Below are 21,293 nucleotides of genomic sequence, written 5' to 3' on the forward strand. Positions count from 1 at the left end.
GAGGTTATCGATACGGAATACTTGAAGTTTCAACGATAATGTCAGGCTGAATGTAATGGATATAAGGAGCTATATAGTCTACATTTTCAACTTTTGGCCCCAACATAATCTTTGAATATTTTAATGGGACAACATTGATGTACGCATATAAATTACATTTCCCTTGTTCTGTTTTTTCTATGTGAATATATTTTCTGCTGTTCAGATAATTCACATTCTTATTTTCTAACAATCCTATGCCAATATCTAGTTTCCTACGTGTAGCTTCATCTTTTATTCCAGAGTTCAATTTATCAGTGAATTTATCAGTGAATTTGTTAGTGAAATGCGTATCATCTAAGTTTACCAATATACGATATTCAGATTCATATTGATAATCAGAAACCTTAAAAAGATAGGATATCTTAGCAATATAATCAATGATTTCTCGAATTTCATCGGTTGCTCCCTCATCTTCTAAATACTTAATTGTATCTTGAATATATATTAGTTTTTGATCAACTAGTTTATCACCAGTAATATTTTGCTTTTCATCTGTAGTAATATAATGAACTTTAGCAAATTCAATAACATCATGCTTGACAATAGTTTCCAAGTAATCTTGATCATATTCCAGAAATGCTCCCCTAGACTCCTCAGCATATTCTTTCCACATAGGTAAACTATCTTTAACAACTGTCAAGGATGAAAGAAACACATTGGTTGGTTTATAATACTGTTCCATATGGGCATCTAAACCAAGGATGGCGAGTAAGGCTTTTCCTTCCATCGGATCATTCAATTGATTAGCATTTGACAAACGTAAATAGGTTGGACAATTTTTATTTTCTTCCGTCTCTGGTTTAAATAAGAAATTAACCAAGGTGTCTATTGTAGTATAGTGGCCATAAAATTCATTCTCTTTTAATTTCTTTGCATCAATTATCAATGCAGAACGAATTTCATCAATAGCTCCCTTTATTTTCTCAACGATTTCCTCGCTTGAATGAGGTTCGCTAACAGGCAAGATAGTTAAATCTAGTAACTCTATTATCTGACTTTTCATAATGTCAGAATCCGTATACTTATTCAAGTCTTGTAGAACTTTCTGAGATTCTGCAATTGCATCTGCCCCCAATTCCTTTAGATAGTCAAGGTACTGTTGAATAAACTTCTCATTATCCTGTATATTTATTTCTACATATTGATTAATTATACGTAAGTCTTCTCTCTTCAATATTTGAATATGTTTATTGCTGGATAGCAAATAAAATAAGGCCATTTGGTCTAAATACTTATCACATTGAAGTAATTCCTGAATATAGGAATCTATCTGTAATTTAAACTTTTCTTTATCCGTATCAGAAATAAACAAAAAGGTAAATACGAAATATATCAGTATTAGTAAATTGAGTCTGGTTACAGTATGACTCACACTTTCTCTACTTTCCAATAGCGTCCCAAAAATACTTCCCCTATCAACAAAATCTCTAATTTGATCATAAGTGCTAACTCGAACAATTAATTCCCTAAATAATCTAGAATAAGCACTAATGTTAGAGGTATCTCTATAAAAGATTTCCGCCCACACCTCTTCTGTTTTTATTTTTTCATGGAGCAAAGTCAAGAGTTTCTTTAAGTGCTGCGAATCCAAGGATGATCCTGGAAACACCTCAAGAAAAGCATCGACAATTTTAAAAAAACGTTCTATATACTCTTTGGATAGAGAGTCTGCTTTCTCACACTCTTCAATAAACTGTAACAACTCTTTTTCTAGCTCTGTATTTTCCAATTGTCTAATACAGGTTACCACTTGATTAGTTGTTTTCGACGTATCAAAATATTTCATAACTACCTCCATATCTACATATTCTTCAACTCAATGACCATATCGCGAATCTGGGCTGCCAGTTCAAAGTCAAGCACTTCTGCGGCTTCCTGCATCTGACCTTCCAGTTTCTTGATCATGGCCTTGCGTTCATCTTTATTAAGAGCATTGAAGTCCACAACCTCTTCCTTGTCCTGAGTGACAGCCTTGGTCACGCTAATCAGGTCACGGATCTCTTTCTTAATGGTCTGTGGAATAATGCCATGCTCTTCATTATAAGCCATCTGGATTTGACGGCGGCGGGCTGTTTCTTCCATGGCCTTCCGCATGGACTCGGTGACCTTGTCCGCATACATAATCACATGACCTTCAGAGTTACGAGCCGCTCGACCGATTGTCTGGATGAGCCCCCGTTCATTACGGAGGAAGCCCTCCTTGTCTGCGTCTAAGATAGCGACTAGACTAACTTCTGGCACGTCAATCCCTTCACGAAGCAGGTTAATCCCTATCAAAACATCAAAGACACCCAAGCGAAGATCACGGATAATCTCCGTACGCTCCAAGGTCTTGATGTCCGAGTGCATATACTTGACCTTGACGCCCATTTCTTTCAGGTAGTCGGTCAAGTCCTCTGCCATTTTCTTGGTCAGGGTAGTGATAAAGGTTCGCTCGCCTTTTTCAACACGGGCATTGATTTCACCTAGGAGGTCGTCCATTTGGCCCATAGTTGGACGGACTTCCACTTCTGGATCCAAAAGCCCGGTCGGCCGGATAATCTGCTCGACAACGGTCTCTGTCTGCTCCATTTCATAGTCACCCGGCGTCGCAGATACATAGACAATCTGGTGGACATGACTCTCAAATTCTTCCCTGCGCAGCGGACGATTATCCAATGCACTCGGTAGACGGAAACCATAGTTAACCAGCATCTCCTTGCGTGAGCGGTCACCATTGTACATCCCCTTAATCTGCCCCATGGTCATGTGGCTCTCGTCAATCATAATCAGATAGTCCTCAGGGAAAAAGTCCAGCAGGGTATAAGGAGGCTCCCCCTCACTTCGCCCGTCCATGTGTCGTGAATAGTTCTCAACTCCGTTGGTATAGCCCATCTCCCGAAGCATCTCGATATCGTAGTCGGTTCGTTGTTTCAATCGCTGAGCTTCTAAGAGTTTTCCTTCTGCCTCAAAGACCTTGAGTTGCTCTTCTAGTTCCGCCTGAATCTTGGCAATGGCCGTTTCCATGTGGTCATCGTTGGTCACGAAGTGGGTGGCAGGGAAAATGGCCAAGTGGTCCACATCGCCCAAAACCTTGCCTGTCAGGCTTTCAATCTCACGAATGCGGTCGATTTCATCCCCGAAAAACTCCACACGAAAGGCATGTTCGTCACGGGAAGCTGGGAAAATCTCCACCACATCGCCACGCACACGGAACCGTCCCCGTTGGAAGTCGATGTCGTTCCGCTCAAACTGGATATCCACCAAGGCATTGAGCAACTGATCACGGGAAATCTCCTGACCTGGTCGCAGGCTGACCACGCTATCTGAATATTCCTTGGGTGAACCCAAACCGTAGATACAAGAAACAGAAGCTACCACAATGACATCATTGCGTTCTAGCAGAGCTGAGGTCGCAGAGTGACGGAGTTTGTCAATCTCATCATTGACCGAACTATCCTTTTCGATATAGGTATCGCTAGACGGTACATAAGCTTCTGGCTGGTAGTAATCATAGTAAGACACGAAGTATTCGACCGCATTTTCTGGAAAGAATTCCTTGAACTCACTATAAAGCTGACCAGCCAAGGTCTTGTTGTGGGCGATGACCAAGGTTGGCTTATTGACACGGGCGATAACCTGGCTCATGGTATAGGTCTTACCAGTACCAGTCGCCCCCATGAGAATCTGGGCTTTTTCGCCCCCCTCGATGTTATCAACCAAGGTTTCAATGGCTTGGGGCTGGTCACCAGACGGTGCATATTTTGACACAAGTTTAAATTGGTTTTCAGTATTTCGATTGATCATACTCCTATTTTATCATAAGTTCGACTAATGGAGAAACATTCTAAACCATTCACAACTATGTCCAAAATATTAAATTTTCTCACATTTTAATGACTTTGTATGTCAGAAATTCTGACATTATAAAAACCTCAATTTTGCATTAATTTTCAGAATATGATATACTAGGACAGTTATTTTATAATAGAAGGAGTATGGAAATGAAGAAAAAATTACTCATGTTATTGGCAAGCATTCTGCCAGTATTCTTTATTTTTACTGGCATTAAAGCTGACGATACTATTGATGTCGTATTTGACAATGCTTACGCCCCATTCGAGTTTAAAGACTCAGATCAAATTTATAAAGGATTAGATGTTGACATCATCAACGAAGTAGCCAAGCGCTCAGGTTGGACCATGAATCAAAGCTTCCCAGGATTTGATGCAGCTGTCAACGCTGTACAGGCTGGATCTGCGGACGCCCTAATGGCAGGTACAACTATCACCGAAGCGCGTAAGAAAGTATTTACTTTCTCAGACCCTTACTTCGACACCAAAATCGTTATCGCTACCACAAAGGCAAATACCATCTCTTCATATAAGGACCTTAAAGGCAAGACTGTCGGTGTCAAAAACGGTACTGCAGCCCAAAACTTCCTAGAAGAAAACAAAGACAAGTACGGATACAACGTAAAAACTTTTGATACTGGCGATTTGATGTATAATAGCCTTTCTGCTGGTGCTGTTGATGCTGTAATGGACGACGAAGCAGTTATTCAATACGCTATCCAACAAGGTCAAGACCTAAGTATTGACATCGAAGGCGAAGCCATCGGTTCATTTGGTTTCTCTGTAAAAAAAGGTAGCCAATATGAATATCTTGTTGAAGACTTTAACAAGGCTTTAGCTGAGATGAAGAAAGATGGCACCTACGAAATAATCATGAACAAATGGTTGGGAGCTTCTACCACTTCTACCGAAAGTACAGATTACTCATCTCGTTTAAGCTTAACAGGAAACGCATCAGCTAAAGCAACACCTGTCAAATCAAGCTACACAATTGTGGCAGATTCTTCTTTTGCTCCATTTGAATACCAAGATGAATCAGGTAACTATGTCGGGATTGACATGGAATTAATCAAGGCAATCGCTGAACACCAAGGATTTACCATTACTATTCAAAACCCTGGTTTCGACGCTGCACTAAATGCTGTTCAAGCTGGACAAGCTGATGCAGTTATTGCCGGTATGTCTATCACAGATGCTCGTAAGGAAATCTTTGACTTCTCAAACGCCTACTATACTTCAAACATCCTATTAGCTGTTAAAAATGGTAGTGACATCGCTTCTTACGAGGACTTAAAAGGGAAAACTGTTGGGGCTAAAAATGGTACTGCTTCATATAGTTTCTTAGAAGAAAACAAGTCAAAATATGGTTACACCCTAAAAGCCTTCGACGAAGCTTCAAGTATGTATGACAGTTTAAACTCTGGTTCTATTGATGCTCTTATGGATGACGAAGCGGTTCTTCTATATGCCATCCAACAAGGTCGCAACTTTGCAACACCAATTCCTGGCGAAAAATCAGGTGAGTACGGATTTGCCGTTAAAAAAGGTGCCAACCCAGAATTAATTGAAATGTTTAACAACGGCTTAGCTGCCCTAGTTGAATCAGGCAAGTATGATGAAATCCTTAATAAGTATTTCAACTCAACTGAAGAAGCAAGCACAACAACTTCAACTGTTGATGAGACAACGATTGTTGGTCTTTTGAAAAACAACTACGGTCAATTACTCTCAGGTCTTGGTATCACAATTGGACTTGCCCTTCTATCATTTGCTATTGCAATTGTGATCGGTATTATCTTCGGTATGTTTGCTGTCAGCCCAGTTAAAGCACTCCGTGTTACTTCATCTGTTTTTGTAGATGTTGTTCGTGGTATTCCGCTCATGATTGTCGCTGCATTCATCTTCTGGGGTATTCCAAACTTAATCGAGTCGATGACTGGTCAACAATCTCCAATCAATGACTTTGTCGCTGGTACGATCGCCCTATCCCTCAACTCTGGTGCCTATATTGCCGAGATTGTTCGTGGCGGTATTCAGGCAGTTCCAGCTGGTCAGATGGAAGCATCTCGCAGTTTAGGTATTTCCTACGGAACAACCATGCGTAAGATTATCCTACCTCAAGCTGGTAAAATTATGTTGCCTAACTTTATCAACCAGTTTGTTATTACTCTGAAAGATACCACTATCATTTCTGCGATTGGTTTGGTCGAACTCTTCCAAGCGGGTAAAATCATTATTGCACGTAACTACCAATCCTTCCGTATGTATGCAATTCTTGCCATCATTTACTTGGTAGTTATCACACTCTTGACTCGCTTAGCACGCAAACTCGAAAAAGGAGGCAAATAATGGCTCAATTAAAAATCAATGTCCATGACTTACACAAGTCTTATGGTAAAAACGAGGTCCTCAAAGGTATTACTGCTAAGTTCTATGAAGGCGATGTTGTTTGTATCATCGGTCCTTCTGGTTCAGGTAAATCGACCTTCCTTCGTACAATGAACTTACTTGAAACCATTACAAGTGGTCAAGTAACAGTCGATGGATATGACTTAACCGACCCTAAGACAGATGTTGACGCCTTCCGTTCAAATGTCGGAATGGTATTCCAACACTTCAACCTCTTCCCTCATATGTCTGTACTTGACAATATCACATTTGCGCCAATCGAACACAAATTGATGGACAAGTCTGAAGCTGAAAAGGTCGGCATGGAATTATTGGAAAAAGTTGGATTGGCAGACAAACGCGACGCTATGCCAGACAGCCTTTCAGGTGGTCAGAAGCAACGTGTTGCTATCGCTCGTGCCCTCGCTATGAACCCAGACATCATGCTCTTCGACGAACCAACTTCTGCCCTTGACCCTGAAATGGTTGGCGATGTACTCAACGTTATGAAAGACTTGGCTGAGCAAGGTATGACCATGTTAATCGTCACACACGAGATGGGCTTTGCCCGCAAGGTTGCTAATCGCGTTATCTTCACTGATGGCGGTGAGTTCCTTGAAGATGGTACACCAGAGCAAATCTTTGATAACCCACAACATCCACGTTTACAAGACTTCCTTGATAAGGTCTTGAACGTCTAAGCTAAACGAAAAGCCTTGACTTGCATCAAGGTTTCAGATTGAAGAAAAAGTCCATTTTGGACGATTTTCTTCAATCTTTTTTCTTTATGTTGAAAATAAAAAACTCTTAGAAACGCCGAAATATCAATGTTTCTAAGAGTTTAATGACTTGCTATCTTTCGCAAACTTCTTCAATTTTTTATATTTTTAAGAGTTTATCTACGTTCTGAAGCTTTGACTTTCGTCAAGTTTTTTTTGGTATCTCAAAATTAATTTACAATATCATCTTGTAGGACCAACCTTTCTTTGTCTTTTCAACAGCTTCAAAGCCACATTTCTCAAACAGTTTACGGGGGCCTGTATTCCAGTCATATATTTCTTCTACAGGTATTTCCTCAAGCCCCACTTCTCTTGCACGTTCAATCATTCGCTGTAATACCTTGGTTCCAATTCCCTTTTTCCAATACCGCTTATCTCCAATGGCAATGGCAAAATCATCTGCAAACAGCGTCACATCACCAATTGGGATAAACTGATTGTCTTCAAAAATTTCAATAAAGTAACATTCGCCATTTTTAGACAAATAATCATACATACGATTGAGCAAGTCAAGACTATAACGTTCTTGATCACCATCAATCAGCCAGACCAATTCTAGATCTTGGTGCCATTCAAAAGAAAAATCATGCTGACCATCATACCGACGTAAACGGACTTGTTTGTCTATTTCTAAAATATCTGCTTGCTCAATTCCAGTGATTGCCATTTCGGATCCTCTCTCATTTACAATAAGTTCATTTTAACATATATCTCTATCGAAATCTATGAATATTATAGCACGCTGATTGACAAGATTCTATCGATATGCTATATTAAAACAAATAAAGCATGCGAGGTAAGGAGAAATGGACAATAACAAGTAAACTCAATTTAAGTTCTATACTTATTTAGTAGTTTTCTTGCGTCCATTTTTCTGTTTCTCTGTTCCATGAATAGGGTCTTTTTGAGCAGATTTCGACACACTACTAAATAGGTAGTGTGTTTTTTCTTGTAAAGGAGGCCTTATGCTACTAACCACTCATCACCTATCTCTCGACCATCAAAAAGATTTGCGAAATCTAGTTCAGGACCTAAACCTCATTGTTAACCCTGGCGATAAAATAGCTATCATCGGCGAAGAAGGAAACGGAAAATCCAGTCTATTACTCACCTTGATGGATTCCACTCTTGTCGCCGACTACCTGCTTCAATCAGGCAGTATTCACCGATATTTTCACTCACCAGTCTATATTCCCCAAAGTCTTCCACTGGAAATAGCAGAGCTAACCCTGAACGACTACTTCTTCGCTGACTTGGACAGCGACATTGATTACAGCCTACTCTACCTCTATGCTGACCAGCTCCAGTTTGACAGTGAGCGATTTGCCAGTCAACAATTGATTGAAAGCCTGTCAGGTGGTGAAAAACTAAAAATTCAGTTAATCAAATCTCTAGCAACTCCATCTGATATTATTTTTCTGGATGAGCCGTCCAATGACTTGGATTTAGATACCTTACTTTGGCTTGAAAACTATACCATTACTAGTCCTAAAACCATCCTATTTGTTTCTCACGATGAAGACTTTCTTAGCAGAACAGCTACAAAAATCATTCATCTAGAATCGGTTAAAAAGAAAACACTTGCACAGACCAAGGTTGAAGAACTAGATTACCAGGATTACGCATTGAGACGCCAGCAAGCTTATCAGAAGCAGGTCCAGCAAGCTCGGAACGACCAAAAAGAATTTGACAAAGCCATGAATAAGCACCTACGTCAAAAATCACAGGTTCGTCACACCTTGCTCAACACCCATGATGCCACACTAGGACGGCTCATTGCTAAGAAAATGAAAAATGTTCTCTCACGTGAAAAACGCTATGAAAGAATGAAGGAAAATCTTACACAAGTTCCTTTTCATGAAGATGCCATTTCCCTCTTCTTCTCAGACATTTCACCACTACCAGCTAGAAAACAAGTGCTTCACTTAGAAAACTTCCAATTGAACGTTGAAGAACGACAATTAGTTAGCAATATCCATTTCAACATAAATGGACAAGAGAAAATTGGCATCATTGGACAAAATGGAATTGGTAAATCCAGTTTTCTAAAGCTAATCTATCAGAAACTCAGGCACCGAGCAGATATAAACTTGGGATACATGCCCCAGCGCTATTCAGAAGTCCTTGATGAGTCTAAAACTCCACTTGATTTTTTATTAGAAAATGGCAATCGTGAGCAGGAGCAACTTATCTTAACACATCTAGCCAGTCTGCAGTTTACACGACAAGAAGTTCATCACAAGATCTGTGAACTTTCGGGGGGACAAAAAGCCAAGTTACTCTTGTTAAAAATGGTTCTTGATCAAGCCAATTTTCTCTTGTTAGATGAACCCAGTCGAAACTTCTCTCCCACTTCTCAGCCATATATTCGTCAACTATTTGCCGATTATCCAGGTGGTTTGGTATGCGTATCACACGACAGACGCTTTTTGAAAGAAGTTTGTCAAAGAATCTATCGACTAACTGAGAATGGACTGGAAGAACTAGGACAGATATAAAAAAGGAAAATGGCACACACGCCAAATTTCCTTTTATTATTTATTCATAAAGAATGAAGCCAAGCTATTCGATTCACAACCTATAATTTATCAAGAGCAAGTTGCAAATCTTCAATCAAATCATTGATATTTTCAAGACCAACAGATAGGCGGATTTGATTTGGTGTGACCCCAGCAGCAAGTAAATCTTCCGGAGCTAACTGAGCATGCGTGGTTGTAGCTGGATGAACTACTAGTGATTTCGCATCGGCAACGTTTGCTAAATTAGAAAAGATTTCCAAGCCATCAATAACCTTTCGGGCTTCTTCTGCTCCGCCTTTTACTTGGAAAGAGAAAATAGATCCAACACCTTTAGGCAGGTATTTATCTGCCAAAGCCTTATAAGGACTATCTGGAAGTGATGGATAATTGACCGACTCAACATTAGGGTGATTGAGCAAGAAATCAACAATCTTTTCAGCATTTGACACATGACGCTCTACACGGAGAGACAAGGTTTCTAACCCATGCAAAAGCAAGAAGGCGTTGAATGGAGAAAGGGCTGCACCTGTATCGCGAAGTAATTGTACACGAACTGCAACAATAAATGCAGCTACACCAATATCACGAGTATAACTAATGTTATGATAGCTTGGATCTTCTTCAACAAATTGCGGAAACTTACCAGATGCCGCCCAATCAAACTTACCGCTATCGACAATCACACCGCCAATGGTCGTACCATGCCCACCGATAAACTTGGTTGCTGAATGGACGGCAATATCAACACCATGAGAAAATACATTAATCAAATATGGGGTTGCGAAGGTATTATCTGAAACAAGTGGGATGTGGTAGGTGTGTGCAATTTCTGCCAATTTTTCAAGATCAGGAATATTGATAACAGGATTTCCCAAGGTTTCAATAAATACCAGTTTTGTATTATCTTTAATCGCAGCTTCTACCGCTTCAAAATCATCAATATCTACAAAGCTTGTTGTAATACCATAGCGAGGAAGGGTTTCTTTGAATAGGTTAAAAGTCCCACCATAGAGTGTCGTTGCCGCCACAATGTGATCACCAGCATGCGCTAATGCTAGAATAGTGTATGTGATGGCTGCCATTCCTGAAGAAGTGGCCAAGGCACCAATACCACCTTCTAAAGCTGCCACACGATTTTCAAAAGTAGAGACCGTCGGATTAGTGATACGAGTATAGATATTCCCTGATTTACGCAATGCAAATAAATCTTCTGCTTCTTGAGCATCTTCAAAAACATAGGAAGTGGTTTGATAGATGGGTACTGCACGTGATTTTGAAGCAGAATCAACTTCTTGTCCAGCATGGAGTTGAAGGGTTTCAAATGAAAATTCTCTAGTCATAAAGGTACTCCTTTGGTCTTTTTCTGTATTCTACCTCATTTTTACCATCTTGACTAATACTTAAATATTAGAGATATATATAGTTAACAACTATAGCCATAGGATCAGTTATTTTAGAAAAAATAATATTCATTTTCCTTGAATAAAATAAGGACACGATTTACAATAAGATTATGAATACCTTAATAGAATATATCGGTCCGATTATCCTCATAGTACTAATAATCTCTTATAGCATCTATCGCAGATGCCATCCTAATAATATGGACACTAAACAAGCGCTCAAATGTCCAAAATGTAAGTCAATAAAACTGCAAACTTACATTCCAACACAAAAAAGATATTCTCGTAAAGCCGGTATGATTGGTCATGCAATCAATGGCATAGAGGGAGCTATGTTTGCAATGCTCTATGAAGCTGATCGGACTTATTATCGTTGTCAACATTGCGGTTACCGATTTTCTAGAAAGGAGAATCGTTTTATTTCCAACATCGAATAACCTCCCTGATTTTTAGAGAATTTTGCTATTGAAAACGAAGAATTCTCACCCCTTACAAATCCCGTTATATCAACATTTACGAAAATGAAACTTCCATGAAAATGGACTAAAATCCTCTGATTTGGATAAAATCGACACCAATTAACACCATAAAATAGACTAGTCATCAGTAGGTCAAACTAATTTGACCTACTTTATCTTATAGATGGATAATTTATTAATCAAATTCAAAATGATAGGTCAAGTATTTTATAAATTTATCGATATAAGAAGACAAAAAAAACTAATCAATACGAGTTATTCTTCAAGAAAAAATCTTTTCAAAATTATTTCTCTTTTAGGAAGTTCGACTTGTTGCTGATTATCTCTATATAAAAGCATTATATAACTCGATACAAGCCGTATATATGGACTTAATTTCTATAGCCTCAAAATAATAGTATAGAATACCAATGTCTAATCTTTCTGTTGAAAAGACCATCTCTTTATCTAAGTGAGCCAAGAGTTTGTCGCGAAGCAATTTGATTTCATCAATATTTTTTTGTTCTTTATCAATACCCTCTTGAATGGTACTCAAAATTGATAAAAGAGATCTATCTTTGGTACTATGTCTCAACTTAGATAGAATCTTAAAAATACCATTTTTTTCTCTGACATCAAAAATTTTAGTTATACCGAAGACAACTCTATAAAATAAAGATTCATATGTTACATTTCGTACTATATCATATCTAATAGATGATTGCACTACTCTATCATGCCACTCATCGTTTACAATTTTTACTATTTCAAGTGCAGCAATTATTGATCCAAGTTCAAGTATCATAGTATGAAAATGAATCATTATTTTAGAGTCATCATCTGGTAATTCATCAGCGAAATTTTTTCCTACAAAATCTTTTAAATCACAATCATTCATAAGCTAACACCTATTTAATAAATCTTCTTACTTTTACTCAAACTGATAATTCATTCTGCTTCAAAAATATTTTCGAGATTACAAGCATATGTAATGTCCTCTCTCACTAAGTATATCATACCCCATAGGAATACATCTACTACGATTTTTGTATCGCTTTATCATCTCGTAATTAAGTCATTGATAAAGTTTTCTCAAAATACAGCTGAACACCCTGCAACACTTAATTTAATTTTTCATAATATTAAATTAAGCAATAAACCCCACTGACTTATTCAGCCAGTGGGGTTTTTGAGTGTTTTCCGTAGAATATTTAAATTACTTAACTATGGTATTTACTCAATAATAATATCAAAATATTTTGTATCAACCTCTTTTGGAGCGACGTAACTAATATTTCGTTTGGCATTGAATATGTCAGATTCTTCCAGTGATGTAGAGAGTCCGCTCCATGGTTCTAATGCGATAAAGGGACTCTGATTTGTAGTTGACCAAATCACTAAATATGGAAAATCATCAAATGCAATCGAAAGTTTCTTCTGATGATTTTTTGATTTCAAGGTTACCTTTCGTGATGCTAATTGATCCAATGTTATGGCATCATACTCAAACAGTTTATAGGACAAGTCCAAGGTCTTCTGATTTTCCAAGAATGGCCGGCGATCTCGCAGATCAAGTAAGCCAGTTTCTGGAAAACTTCTAGGTACTGTACAAGATTCTACTTTTTCAAATTCTAAATAATAGTCTTCATAACTCTCACCATCCAACAAGGGACAATTAAAACCTGGGTGACCCCCAATAAAGTAAGGTAGCTTTCTATGTCCCTCAAGGTTTTTCACCCGATATTCAATTCGAATTGTTTTGCCAAATAGTGAGTAGTTAATAGAAAGTTCAAATTCAAAAGGGTAATTTTTTACGGTTTCTTCGTTTGATGAAATAGAAAATTCTAAAGAGTTTTCAGTACTTTTTACATTTTTGAACAGCATTTTTCTCACAAGTCCATGCCTTGGAATTGTGCCTGTAAATGTCGGTCTTTCTGCAGGTTCATAGATAGCCCAATCATTTCGTAAACTTCCACAAATCGGAAATAGAACTGGTGCTTGACCGCTCCAATAGGTCGGTTCTCCTTGCCAAAGATATTCGATACCATCCTTGTCTTTAATAGAAATAATTTGCCCACCTAATTCAGAAAATTGTACTGTTAAGTTCTCATTTTTTAATTCGAGCATATAAACTGCCTCCCTTATATGAAAACAAGGATGCTAACTTGAGCTAGGCATCCTTGTATTAGTTTTATTCAATAACCTGTGTTTCCGCTACTTTTTTATACCAATAAGCACTTTTCTTTGGATAACGTTCTTGGGTCTCAAAGTCAACATAGAACAATCCATATCGTTTCTCGTATCCATTTGACCAAGAAAATACATCCATCAAGGACCAGATGAAATAACCTTTAACATTGGCACCATCTGAGATAGCATCTGAAATCACTTCTAAATGCTTTTTCACATAATCAATTCGACCATCGTCGTAGACTGTACCATCTACAAATTCATCTTTATAGCCTAGACCATTTTCAGTGATGTAGATTTTCTTATAGTTTGGATAGTCATTTTTTACACGCATGATTTGATCATAAAGACCTTGTGGGTAGATAATCCAATCCCAATCCGTTTTCGGAATATCGACTGGAGATTCTCTACGACCAACTCCCTTGATTTGATACTTAGAACTTCCCTTTTCACCTTTACCATTATGGATAATTTCCGTTTCTCCATCATGAGCTCTCATCCAATCACTCATATAGTAATTGATGCCCAAGAAGTCGTTCAAATCTTTTGCGGCATCTAAGGCAGCGAAGTCTTCATCACGAAGGTCTAATTCCCCACCATTTACTTTCAGAATATGTCGAACGCCTTCAAGCGTTTTTTCAGAATAGTAACCCAAGTATGTAGCATCGAGGATAAATTTATTATGAATAATATCTTCTAGTTCCGCTGCACGAACATCGTCAGGATTGGTTGGATCATAAGGATATTTCGTTGGCAATGCGTGTACAACACCAATTTCTCCACTATAACCAGCATCCTTGTAAAGCTTAACAGCCTTGGCATGTGAAACCATCATATTGTGGTGAGATTGGAATACCTTAGCTAAGTCATACTGAATCCCTGGTGGGAACTTCCCAACTAGATATTGCCCATCACCAATTGGACCGATTTCATTAAAGGTTGTCCAGTAACTAACTTCAGGGAATTCTTTGAAGCAAAACGCTGCGTAATTGACGAAGTGCTCAATATTTTCTCGATTTAGAAAGTCACCATTAGAATGTAGCGTTTCTGGTGTATCAAAATGGTGAAGCGTTACAAATGGTTCTACGTGACGCTTATGGCATTCCGCAAATAATTTATGGTAATACTCTACTCCCTTTGGATTCACTTCTCCAAAGCCTGTTGGGAAGATACGAGACCACGCAATTGAAATCCGAATGCCATTTACCCCAAACTGTTCACTTAGTTCTAAATCAACTGGATAACGATTATAAAAATCAGAAGCTGGTTCCGCAGTGTACCAGTAATTATCTTCTAGATACTTGTCCCACGCAACACGACCTTTTCCATCTGTCTTTGTGGCACCCTCTGCTTGATATGCAGCAGTTGCTCCACCAAATATAAAATCTTTCGGTAATGTTTTAACCATATGCCTACCTTCTTCTATCAAAAATAAATAAAGGGGTAGGAGTTGGAGATGATAACTCCCTCCCCTTTTGATTAAGAACCTGTATTCACAAGTGAAGTGCTTGTATATACTTGTATATAAGAGATAGTTTTTCGCTAATCAAGGCGTTTTTTTGAGGGAATACTGACTGTATTTTGAAAAAAACTAACGATGAGTAGCTGAAAAACTAGCCTTAGATGGAAGTGCTGAACTGTGAATATAGGTTCTAAAACTGTTGTTTGACAAAGTCAAGAGCACCTTGACCATCTCGTGTGAGTTTAATGTATTGAGCCCCTTCAGTTTTGGCAAGTTTAATACCCAATGCATCGGTTTCTTGTTTAATGTCATCGTAGTTTGATGCTACTTGAGGTGCAAGGATGACTAATTGATACTCTGGCAAAATCTCACGGTGCGCCCCATAGCTTCCTGCTGTAGCTGTAACTGGAACACCATATTCTTTTGCAGCTTTAGTTAGAGCGTTGGCAAGTAATCCACTTGTACCACCCCCTGCACAAAGTACCAAAACATTAGTTTGTTCAGAAATTTCGGTTTCGACTGCAGCCTTTTCAAGAATAGCATCCGCCTTGGCAGTATTAAAATTAGCTGCCACTTTCTCTTTCAAGCTATTTTCAACTTTCCCTGATTGTTCTTCAGCAAGAATTTGCTCATCATAAACTTTCAAGAATGGATAATAGATAAGTACATCGACAAATACCAACAAAATAGCTAGTGCAAAGGCAAGTGGAGCAAAGTTTGTTCCCATTACAATCCCCAATGGTCCTGGAGTTGTCCATGGCAAGTTAACGCTGAAACTGTTCATTTTTAGCGTATCAACAAAGAATTTGAAAATCCATACGTTAGCAATTGGAGCTAAGATGAATGGAACAAAGAATACTGGGTTGAGTACAAGTGGCGCACCGAACAAGATCGGTTCGTTTACACCAAAGAAAGTTGGAACAACTGAAGCACGTCCAATTGCTTTATTTCGTTTAGACTTAGTCAACCACATAAACATGAATGGCACAACCAAGGTAGCACCTGTACCACCCATAGTCACGATAAACATTTGAGTACCTGAAGTCAGGATTTTGTCCGCATGTTGACCGGCTTGTAAAAGCTGGAAGTTGGTTTCAATATTAGCATAAGTAATGGCTGCAATTGCTGGTTCCACAATAGATGGACCATGAATCCCTACAAACCAGAACAAAGCATAGGCACCAAAGATAATTGTAATACCAACATAACCATCTGCAGCTGTAAACAGAGGCTCAAATAATTTCAGAATCGCCTCAGCAACGTTTGTTCCAAGGAATTGACGTGTCACAAGATCAATTCCATACAAGACAAAGATAGACAATGCATATGGAATCACATCTTTAAATGCCTGGGATACATTCGGTGGAACTTCGTCTGGCATACGAATAGTGACATTGTTTTTCACACAGACCTTATAGATATTAACCGTAATGAAGGCTGCTAGAAAGGCTGTCAAAAGTCCCTTAGTTCCCATGTAACCATTGGCAAATCCACCTTCAATACCATCAGAAGCCAGTAATAAGAAACCTGAAATTGAGGCAATCATGGTTGAAATGAAGTTAATCTGATTGGTTTTTGGCAATTGACGGTTAAACGCATCTGTTAAAGATTTTGCGGTCGTTCCTGCAACTAAGACAGCTACAATACCCATTGTATAACCGTAAGGTTTCATGATAGCTGCAACTGCTTCATCTGACCAAGTAAAACCAAAGATATTAGGAACAAAAGCCACCAATAGAAAGATACTTGAGAACAAGATAACCGGCATGGCAGCAATAAAACCATCACGGATAGCCCTTAAATAAGGGTTTCTCGAAATCTTTTCAAAGAAAGGCTTCCCTTTCTCAATGAATTCAATCAATTTATTCATTACTTATCACCTCGTTTGTAAAGTTCAATCATATGACTCATCATATCTTTCAATAACAACGTTGTCATGAGATGGTCTTGACCATGCATGAGCGTCACACTAAAGGCTAAATCCTCACCAGCCGCTTCTTTCTGCAACAAACTTGTCTGAGCATGGTGGGCTTCAACAATACAAGCATTGGCCGCTTCAACTAGTTCTTCTGCTTTTGCATAATCACCTTTTTGAGCAGCAGCCAGTGCCTCCATCAAACGAGAACGAGCATCACCAGCGAATGCAACAATCTCAAAACCTAATAACGTAATTTCTTCTCTGTTCATAATATGAACCTCCTTTTAAAATTGAATTGATTTACAATAACCGTTGAATATGTAACACAATATAGAACCTTTCACTATCATTTACTGGCTCATCAACCAATGATGTAATCATCTCAAAAATCTGACTTCCAACCTGATGGGCTCTTGGATTCTGGAGCTTGATGTACTGTTCCAAACTAGCAATCGATTCATTTGACTGATGGGATCTATCTAAGTAATTCAGAAAATAGGACAAATGAATCATAAAGCGATCATAAAAATTGCTATTTTCTTTTGAGCGTCTAATCCCATTATCTATCAAAATTTGTTCAACCTCAGCAATAATTTTCTTACTGATATCATGTTCTTCACTTGTGGGATGAATTGTTTCACCTTTTGCATTGATTAAGTGAAGTGCAATTTTACCAATCTCATCATTTGGAAAATCATTTAGCAACTTTTCACGAAACATAGCTAAGGCTTCACGCGCCATTTTATATTCCAATGGATATTCGGCTGAAATATTGGGTAGCCTACTTTCTTGATAGGTATTCTTTAAAACCGCCTGATATGCACAATAGATATGATCTGTCAGTGTCACATATAGATATTCTTGTACAGGGTAATGATAAGTTTCTACTAGATGATTAATAACCGTGTAGGTTGCCGAAATAAAATCTAATGGAATATCTTTTAATAAGGTTAGAAAATTTTCTTTGGCTTCATCATTTTTTAGCGAAAAGATATTTTCTATCTTGTCCTTAATAATTAAATCCCCTTTCTTCTTTTGAAAGGTTATACCTAATCCCATCACGACTGCCTGTTCCCCATGTTCATTTTTCACCAGGGCAGCGTTATTATTTAGTGACTGTATAATCCTAAACATATATCCCTCCTATATTTTTAAGCAAAAAAAGACTACAAACAAACCGAGAATATCCTACTCTCAAATCCATTTGTAGTCTTGCCTAATCGAATTAGTTACAATCCACTCTATTCTTGCTGATGAGATTATTATAGCATATTCTCAGAAAATGTAAACCCTTTCTTTTAAGAAAATGGTTATTTTTTCAATTATTTTTCTAGCCAAGAAGTTGCTGTTTGAGACAAGACTACATCAAGTCCCTCGATATTTTCACGACCAACAGTTCGTAACCATTCACGCGCAGCTTCTTCACCATGTTCAATATAGACTGGCACAACACCCGCCCATGTTGCACGACCACAAAGAACACCGTTAAATTTAGCACCTGCTTCATGTGCAAACACTAGTGTATCTTGGAAGAGTTTTGCAGAAACACCTGCACTTAGATAAATATAAGGCAAATGAGTTGATGCTTCTTGTTGACGGAAATATTCGGCTGCTTCTTCTTTTGTATAAACGACTTCCCCTGTTCCAAAGCCTTCTACAAAATTCATGTTCACAGGTACTTCTACCTTGAGAACATCCACTCCAAATCGTTCGTCCGAAAATACCTTCATAGCCTCATTTACTTTTCGAGGTTTGACTTTTGCAAATTCCACACTGGCATTGTCTTCAATCGTTTCATCGTAGCTCAAAATTTCCAAAAAGAATGGCAAACCTTCTGCCTGACATTCTGAACCTAAGCGTTCAATATAGGCATGTTTTTGAAGATTGACGTATGGATCCCCATCAACGTCATAGTAGAGTAGAAACTTAATCGCATCTGCCCCTTCTTCTTTTAGTCGTTTTACAGACCACTCTACTAGGCAATCTGGTAATCGACTAGTAGAGCTGGTATCATAGCCAGTTTTTTCATAAGCTAAAAGTAGACCACATTGTTCATCGCGGGCGCGCGATGCTGGCAAACCAAATTCAGGGTCTAACAGAATTGAGGAAGAAAACTGTGTTAATTCTTCTGAAACTAGTTTCTTTAGTTCTTCCATCTGCTCCACAGTAGGTTCTTCTGTCTGATGTTTTGCCATCATTCTTTTCAGGGCTCCACGTTGGTCAAAAGCTAAAGCTGAAATAATACCTGCTTCATTGCTTACTTTTTCCATGTATTTTCTTTTATCTGCTGTTACTACCATATTATACCTCTTCAACTTCGATTTGAGAATACAACGATTCTGCATTTTCTAAATTGACGTAACCTGTCTGTTCTTCCTGAGCATTTAACATGCCTAAAACATTAGCATTTTTTAATAATTCTGCTTCAGGTAAAGCATGTACCAAACCTGCTGCAATACCTGCAACAGTTGAATCTCCTGATCCTACTGGATTGACAACTTTGATTTTTGGAATTCTGACACGATAGAACTTGTCATTGTGCTTGGCAAAAGCCCCCTTTGCTCCTAATGAGACGACTATCCAATCAATTCCTTGGAAAAGTTGATCAGACAAAACTGATTTCAACTCTTGAATATCATCAGTAACTTCTTTACCAATCAGTTGTGATAACTCTTCTGTATTCGGCTTAATAACTGTCGGCTTCTGCTGGCTTTCTAAAACGTTTTTCAGCGCCTCACCAGAACAATCCAAAACAACAGCTACACCGTATTTTTTACAAAGTTCTACAATCTCAACATAATAATTGCTAGCAAGTCCCTTAGGCAAACTTCCTGAAATGACAACTACATCTACATTGTTCAGGACGATTTCAAGGTGTTCTATAAAATTCAAGGCTTCATGTTCTTGAATAATTGGGCCTTGTTCTAAAATCTCCGTCTGTTTGCCATCATGAAGAATCGCAATGCAATTACGTGTTTCGCTCCCAATTTCCACAAAGGAATTTTTAATATCATTTCGAGTGAGTTGTTTCTTTACATAACTTCCAATCTCACCACCAATAAAACCAGTAGCCACTATATCTTCACCAATTTGTTTCAAAACTCGTGTGACATTGAGCCCCTTGCCTCCAGCTGTTTTTTGAACTTTTTTCTACTCGATTGACCGTATCCAAATGAAAGGTATCCAAGTGATAGGCAATATCAACCGACGGATTTAAAGTGATTGTCAAAATCATGTGAGCCTCCTAGTCGTGGTATTCTCCACGATCCCACTTTTCAAGAAATTCTGTAAAGAACTCTGGATTAGCTTGCTCTTGATTGAGCGTTTCAACTGCAGCAATCTTTTCAATTAAGCGTTTGTTTTCTTCAGTTGGTTTGTATTCTGCTTTAATAAAGGCTTCAATGATGTCGCACATGAGCAGCTCGCCCGTAATCTTTCCTCCAAAACCAATGACGTTGGCATTTAACTCTTCTTTTGCATAGAGTGCAGAGGTCATATCACGAACCAGGGCTGATCGGACGCCAGGTACCTTGTTTACAGCATTGTTGATTCCAACACCTGTTCCACAAATACAAATTCCCAAATCTGCTTGCCCGCTCACAACTGCTTCACCAACTTTTTTACCAAAGATTGGGTAATGAGTACGAACATTGTCATAAGTCCCAAAGTCCAATACTTCATAGCCTTGATTTTTCAAATAATCTACCACAGCGATTTTTTCATAGGTTACAATGTGGTCACAACCGATTGCAATTTTCATCTCTTATTCTCCTTTGTTTACAACCATTAACACATTTTATTTAGCATATCGACACGAATTTGGTGACGGCCACCATCATACTCACCTTCAACAAATCCTTTAACGATATTTTTAGCAATTCCTTCTCCTACAATCTCACTACCGATTGTAATAATACGCGAATTGTTGTGTCCTCTTGTCATATAGGCAGAGCGTTCGTCTGAAACTTCTGCAACGATCATGCCTTTGACTTTAGTTGCGGTCATAAATGGACCAACGCCATAAGCATCAATCACAATGCCAAGATTTCCTTCCTGTTGATTAACTTCTGCAACTACTGCCAAAGTTGTATCAACAAAATCACTTCCATCACTGACATCTTTAAAGTCATATGATTTTTCTAGCAAATAATCTTTAATAACGTCTTTTAGTTTTGAGCCCGCTGGATCAGCACCGATAATGATTGTCATAACTTATCTCCTAACAAAAATAGAAAGTTGTAGCCATATTTGGCAGAAAATCTTTGTTTTGCAAAACTTAGAAAAGCGTTTTCGCTTTTTAT

The 21,293-nt window shown here is 38.3% G+C and carries 17 protein-coding genes and 1 pseudogene; 4 read left to right on the forward strand and 14 right to left on the reverse strand.

Annotated features, from left to right (window positions below; all coding sequences use genetic code 11):
* Window positions 1–4 precede the first annotated feature (4 nt).
* Both YYK_RS04410 and uvrB read right to left on the reverse strand, forming a co-directional pair.
* Window positions 5–1,828 carry a DUF2971 domain-containing protein gene (locus tag YYK_RS04410; RefSeq protein WP_014636397.1) on the reverse strand — a complete coding sequence of 608 codons (1,824 nt, stop codon included), beginning with the start codon at window positions 1,826–1,828 and terminating at the stop codon, window positions 5–7.
* Between the two features lie 14 nt (window positions 1,829–1,842).
* Window positions 1,843–3,828 carry an excinuclease ABC subunit UvrB gene (gene uvrB / locus YYK_RS04415; protein ID WP_012028187.1) on the reverse strand — a complete coding sequence of 662 codons (1,986 nt, stop codon included), beginning with the start codon at window positions 3,826–3,828 and terminating at the stop codon, window positions 1,843–1,845.
* Between the two features lie 197 nt (window positions 3,829–4,025).
* Between uvrB and YYK_RS04420 the strand changes: the two genes are divergently transcribed.
* Both YYK_RS04420 and YYK_RS04425 read left to right on the forward strand, forming a co-directional pair.
* Window positions 4,026–6,224 carry an ABC transporter substrate-binding protein/permease gene (locus YYK_RS04420; RefSeq protein WP_012775143.1) on the forward strand — a complete coding sequence of 733 codons (2,199 nt, stop codon included), beginning with the start codon at window positions 4,026–4,028 and terminating at the stop codon, window positions 6,222–6,224.
* Complete coding sequence (locus tag YYK_RS04425) at window positions 6,224–6,964, forward strand: amino acid ABC transporter ATP-binding protein (RefSeq protein WP_002940438.1); 741 nt, start codon at window positions 6,224–6,226, stop codon at window positions 6,962–6,964. The genes YYK_RS04420 and YYK_RS04425 overlap by 1 nt, the downstream gene beginning before the upstream one ends.
* Before the next feature lie 253 nt (window positions 6,965–7,217).
* On the opposite strand, the gene YYK_RS04430 is transcribed toward YYK_RS04425, so the two are convergent.
* Window positions 7,218–7,709, reverse strand: coding sequence for a GNAT family N-acetyltransferase (locus YYK_RS04430; protein WP_011922516.1), 492 nt, complete (start codon window positions 7,707–7,709; stop codon window positions 7,218–7,220).
* A 298-nt stretch (window positions 7,710–8,007) separates the two neighbouring features.
* Here YYK_RS04430 and YYK_RS04435 point away from each other — a divergent pair, with 298 nt between their 5' ends.
* Window positions 8,008–9,540, forward strand: a complete 1,533-nt coding sequence (locus YYK_RS04435; protein WP_011922517.1) for an ATP-binding cassette domain-containing protein — start codon at window positions 8,008–8,010, stop codon at window positions 9,538–9,540.
* 80 nt (window positions 9,541–9,620) lie between these two features.
* Here the strand turns inward: YYK_RS04435 and YYK_RS04440 are convergent, their stop codons facing one another.
* Window positions 9,621–10,901, reverse strand: coding sequence for an O-acetylhomoserine aminocarboxypropyltransferase/cysteine synthase family protein (locus YYK_RS04440; protein ID WP_011922519.1), 1,281 nt, complete (start codon window positions 10,899–10,901; stop codon window positions 9,621–9,623).
* Window positions 10,902–11,260: 359 nt separating this feature from the next.
* Here YYK_RS04440 and YYK_RS10260 point away from each other — a divergent pair, with 359 nt between their 5' ends.
* Window positions 11,261–11,401 carry a hypothetical protein gene (locus YYK_RS10260; protein ID WP_014635984.1) on the forward strand — a complete coding sequence of 47 codons (141 nt, stop codon included), beginning with the start codon at window positions 11,261–11,263 and terminating at the stop codon, window positions 11,399–11,401.
* Window positions 11,402–11,768: 367 nt separating this feature from the next.
* Here the strand turns inward: YYK_RS10260 and YYK_RS04450 are convergent, their stop codons facing one another.
* From YYK_RS04450 to lacA, 10 genes and pseudogenes are all read right to left on the reverse strand, one after another.
* Entirely contained in the window at window positions 11,769–12,320 is a 552-nt protein-coding gene (locus YYK_RS04450; RefSeq protein WP_011922520.1) for an AbiU2 domain-containing protein, read from the reverse strand.
* A gap of 335 nt (window positions 12,321–12,655) precedes the next feature.
* Window positions 12,656–13,549, reverse strand: a complete 894-nt coding sequence (locus YYK_RS04455; protein WP_012027019.1) for an aldose 1-epimerase family protein — start codon at window positions 13,547–13,549, stop codon at window positions 12,656–12,658.
* A gap of 64 nt (window positions 13,550–13,613) precedes the next feature.
* On the reverse strand, window positions 13,614–15,020 hold the full coding sequence (lacG, locus tag YYK_RS04460) for a 6-phospho-beta-galactosidase (protein WP_012027020.1): 1,407 nt from the start codon (window positions 15,018–15,020) through the stop codon (window positions 13,614–13,616).
* Between the two features lie 244 nt (window positions 15,021–15,264).
* The gene (locus YYK_RS04465) at window positions 15,265–16,944 is read right to left on the reverse strand and encodes a lactose-specific PTS transporter subunit EIIC (RefSeq protein ID WP_012027021.1); all 1,680 of its coding nucleotides are present in this window, start codon (window positions 16,942–16,944) and stop codon (window positions 15,265–15,267) included.
* Entirely contained in the window at window positions 16,944–17,261 is a 318-nt protein-coding gene (locus tag YYK_RS04470; protein WP_003048451.1) for a PTS lactose/cellobiose transporter subunit IIA, read from the reverse strand. The genes YYK_RS04465 and YYK_RS04470 overlap by 1 nt, the downstream gene beginning before the upstream one ends.
* A gap of 31 nt (window positions 17,262–17,292) precedes the next feature.
* Window positions 17,293–18,126 carry a PRD domain-containing protein gene (locus YYK_RS04475; protein WP_012027022.1) on the reverse strand — a complete coding sequence of 278 codons (834 nt, stop codon included), beginning with the start codon at window positions 18,124–18,126 and terminating at the stop codon, window positions 17,293–17,295.
* Between the two features lie 188 nt (window positions 18,127–18,314).
* Complete coding sequence (gene lacD / locus YYK_RS04480; RefSeq protein ID WP_012775145.1) at window positions 18,315–19,292, reverse strand: tagatose-bisphosphate aldolase; 978 nt, start codon at window positions 19,290–19,292, stop codon at window positions 18,315–18,317.
* Between the two features lies 1 nt (window position 19,293).
* Window positions 19,294–20,227: pseudogene (locus tag YYK_RS04485) on the reverse strand (tagatose-6-phosphate kinase).
* 9 nt (window positions 20,228–20,236) lie between these two features.
* Window positions 20,237–20,752, reverse strand: a complete 516-nt coding sequence (lacB, locus tag YYK_RS04495) for a galactose-6-phosphate isomerase subunit LacB (RefSeq protein WP_012027025.1) — start codon at window positions 20,750–20,752, stop codon at window positions 20,237–20,239.
* A gap of 26 nt (window positions 20,753–20,778) precedes the next feature.
* On the reverse strand, window positions 20,779–21,201 hold the full coding sequence (gene lacA, locus YYK_RS04500) for a galactose-6-phosphate isomerase subunit LacA (RefSeq protein ID WP_012027026.1): 423 nt from the start codon (window positions 21,199–21,201) through the stop codon (window positions 20,779–20,781).
* Window positions 21,202–21,293: the final 92 nt, after the last annotated feature.

Origin of the sequence: Streptococcus suis S735 (genome assembly GCF_000294495.1) — a bacterium.
Lineage (GTDB): Bacteria > Bacillota > Bacilli > Lactobacillales > Streptococcaceae > Streptococcus > Streptococcus suis.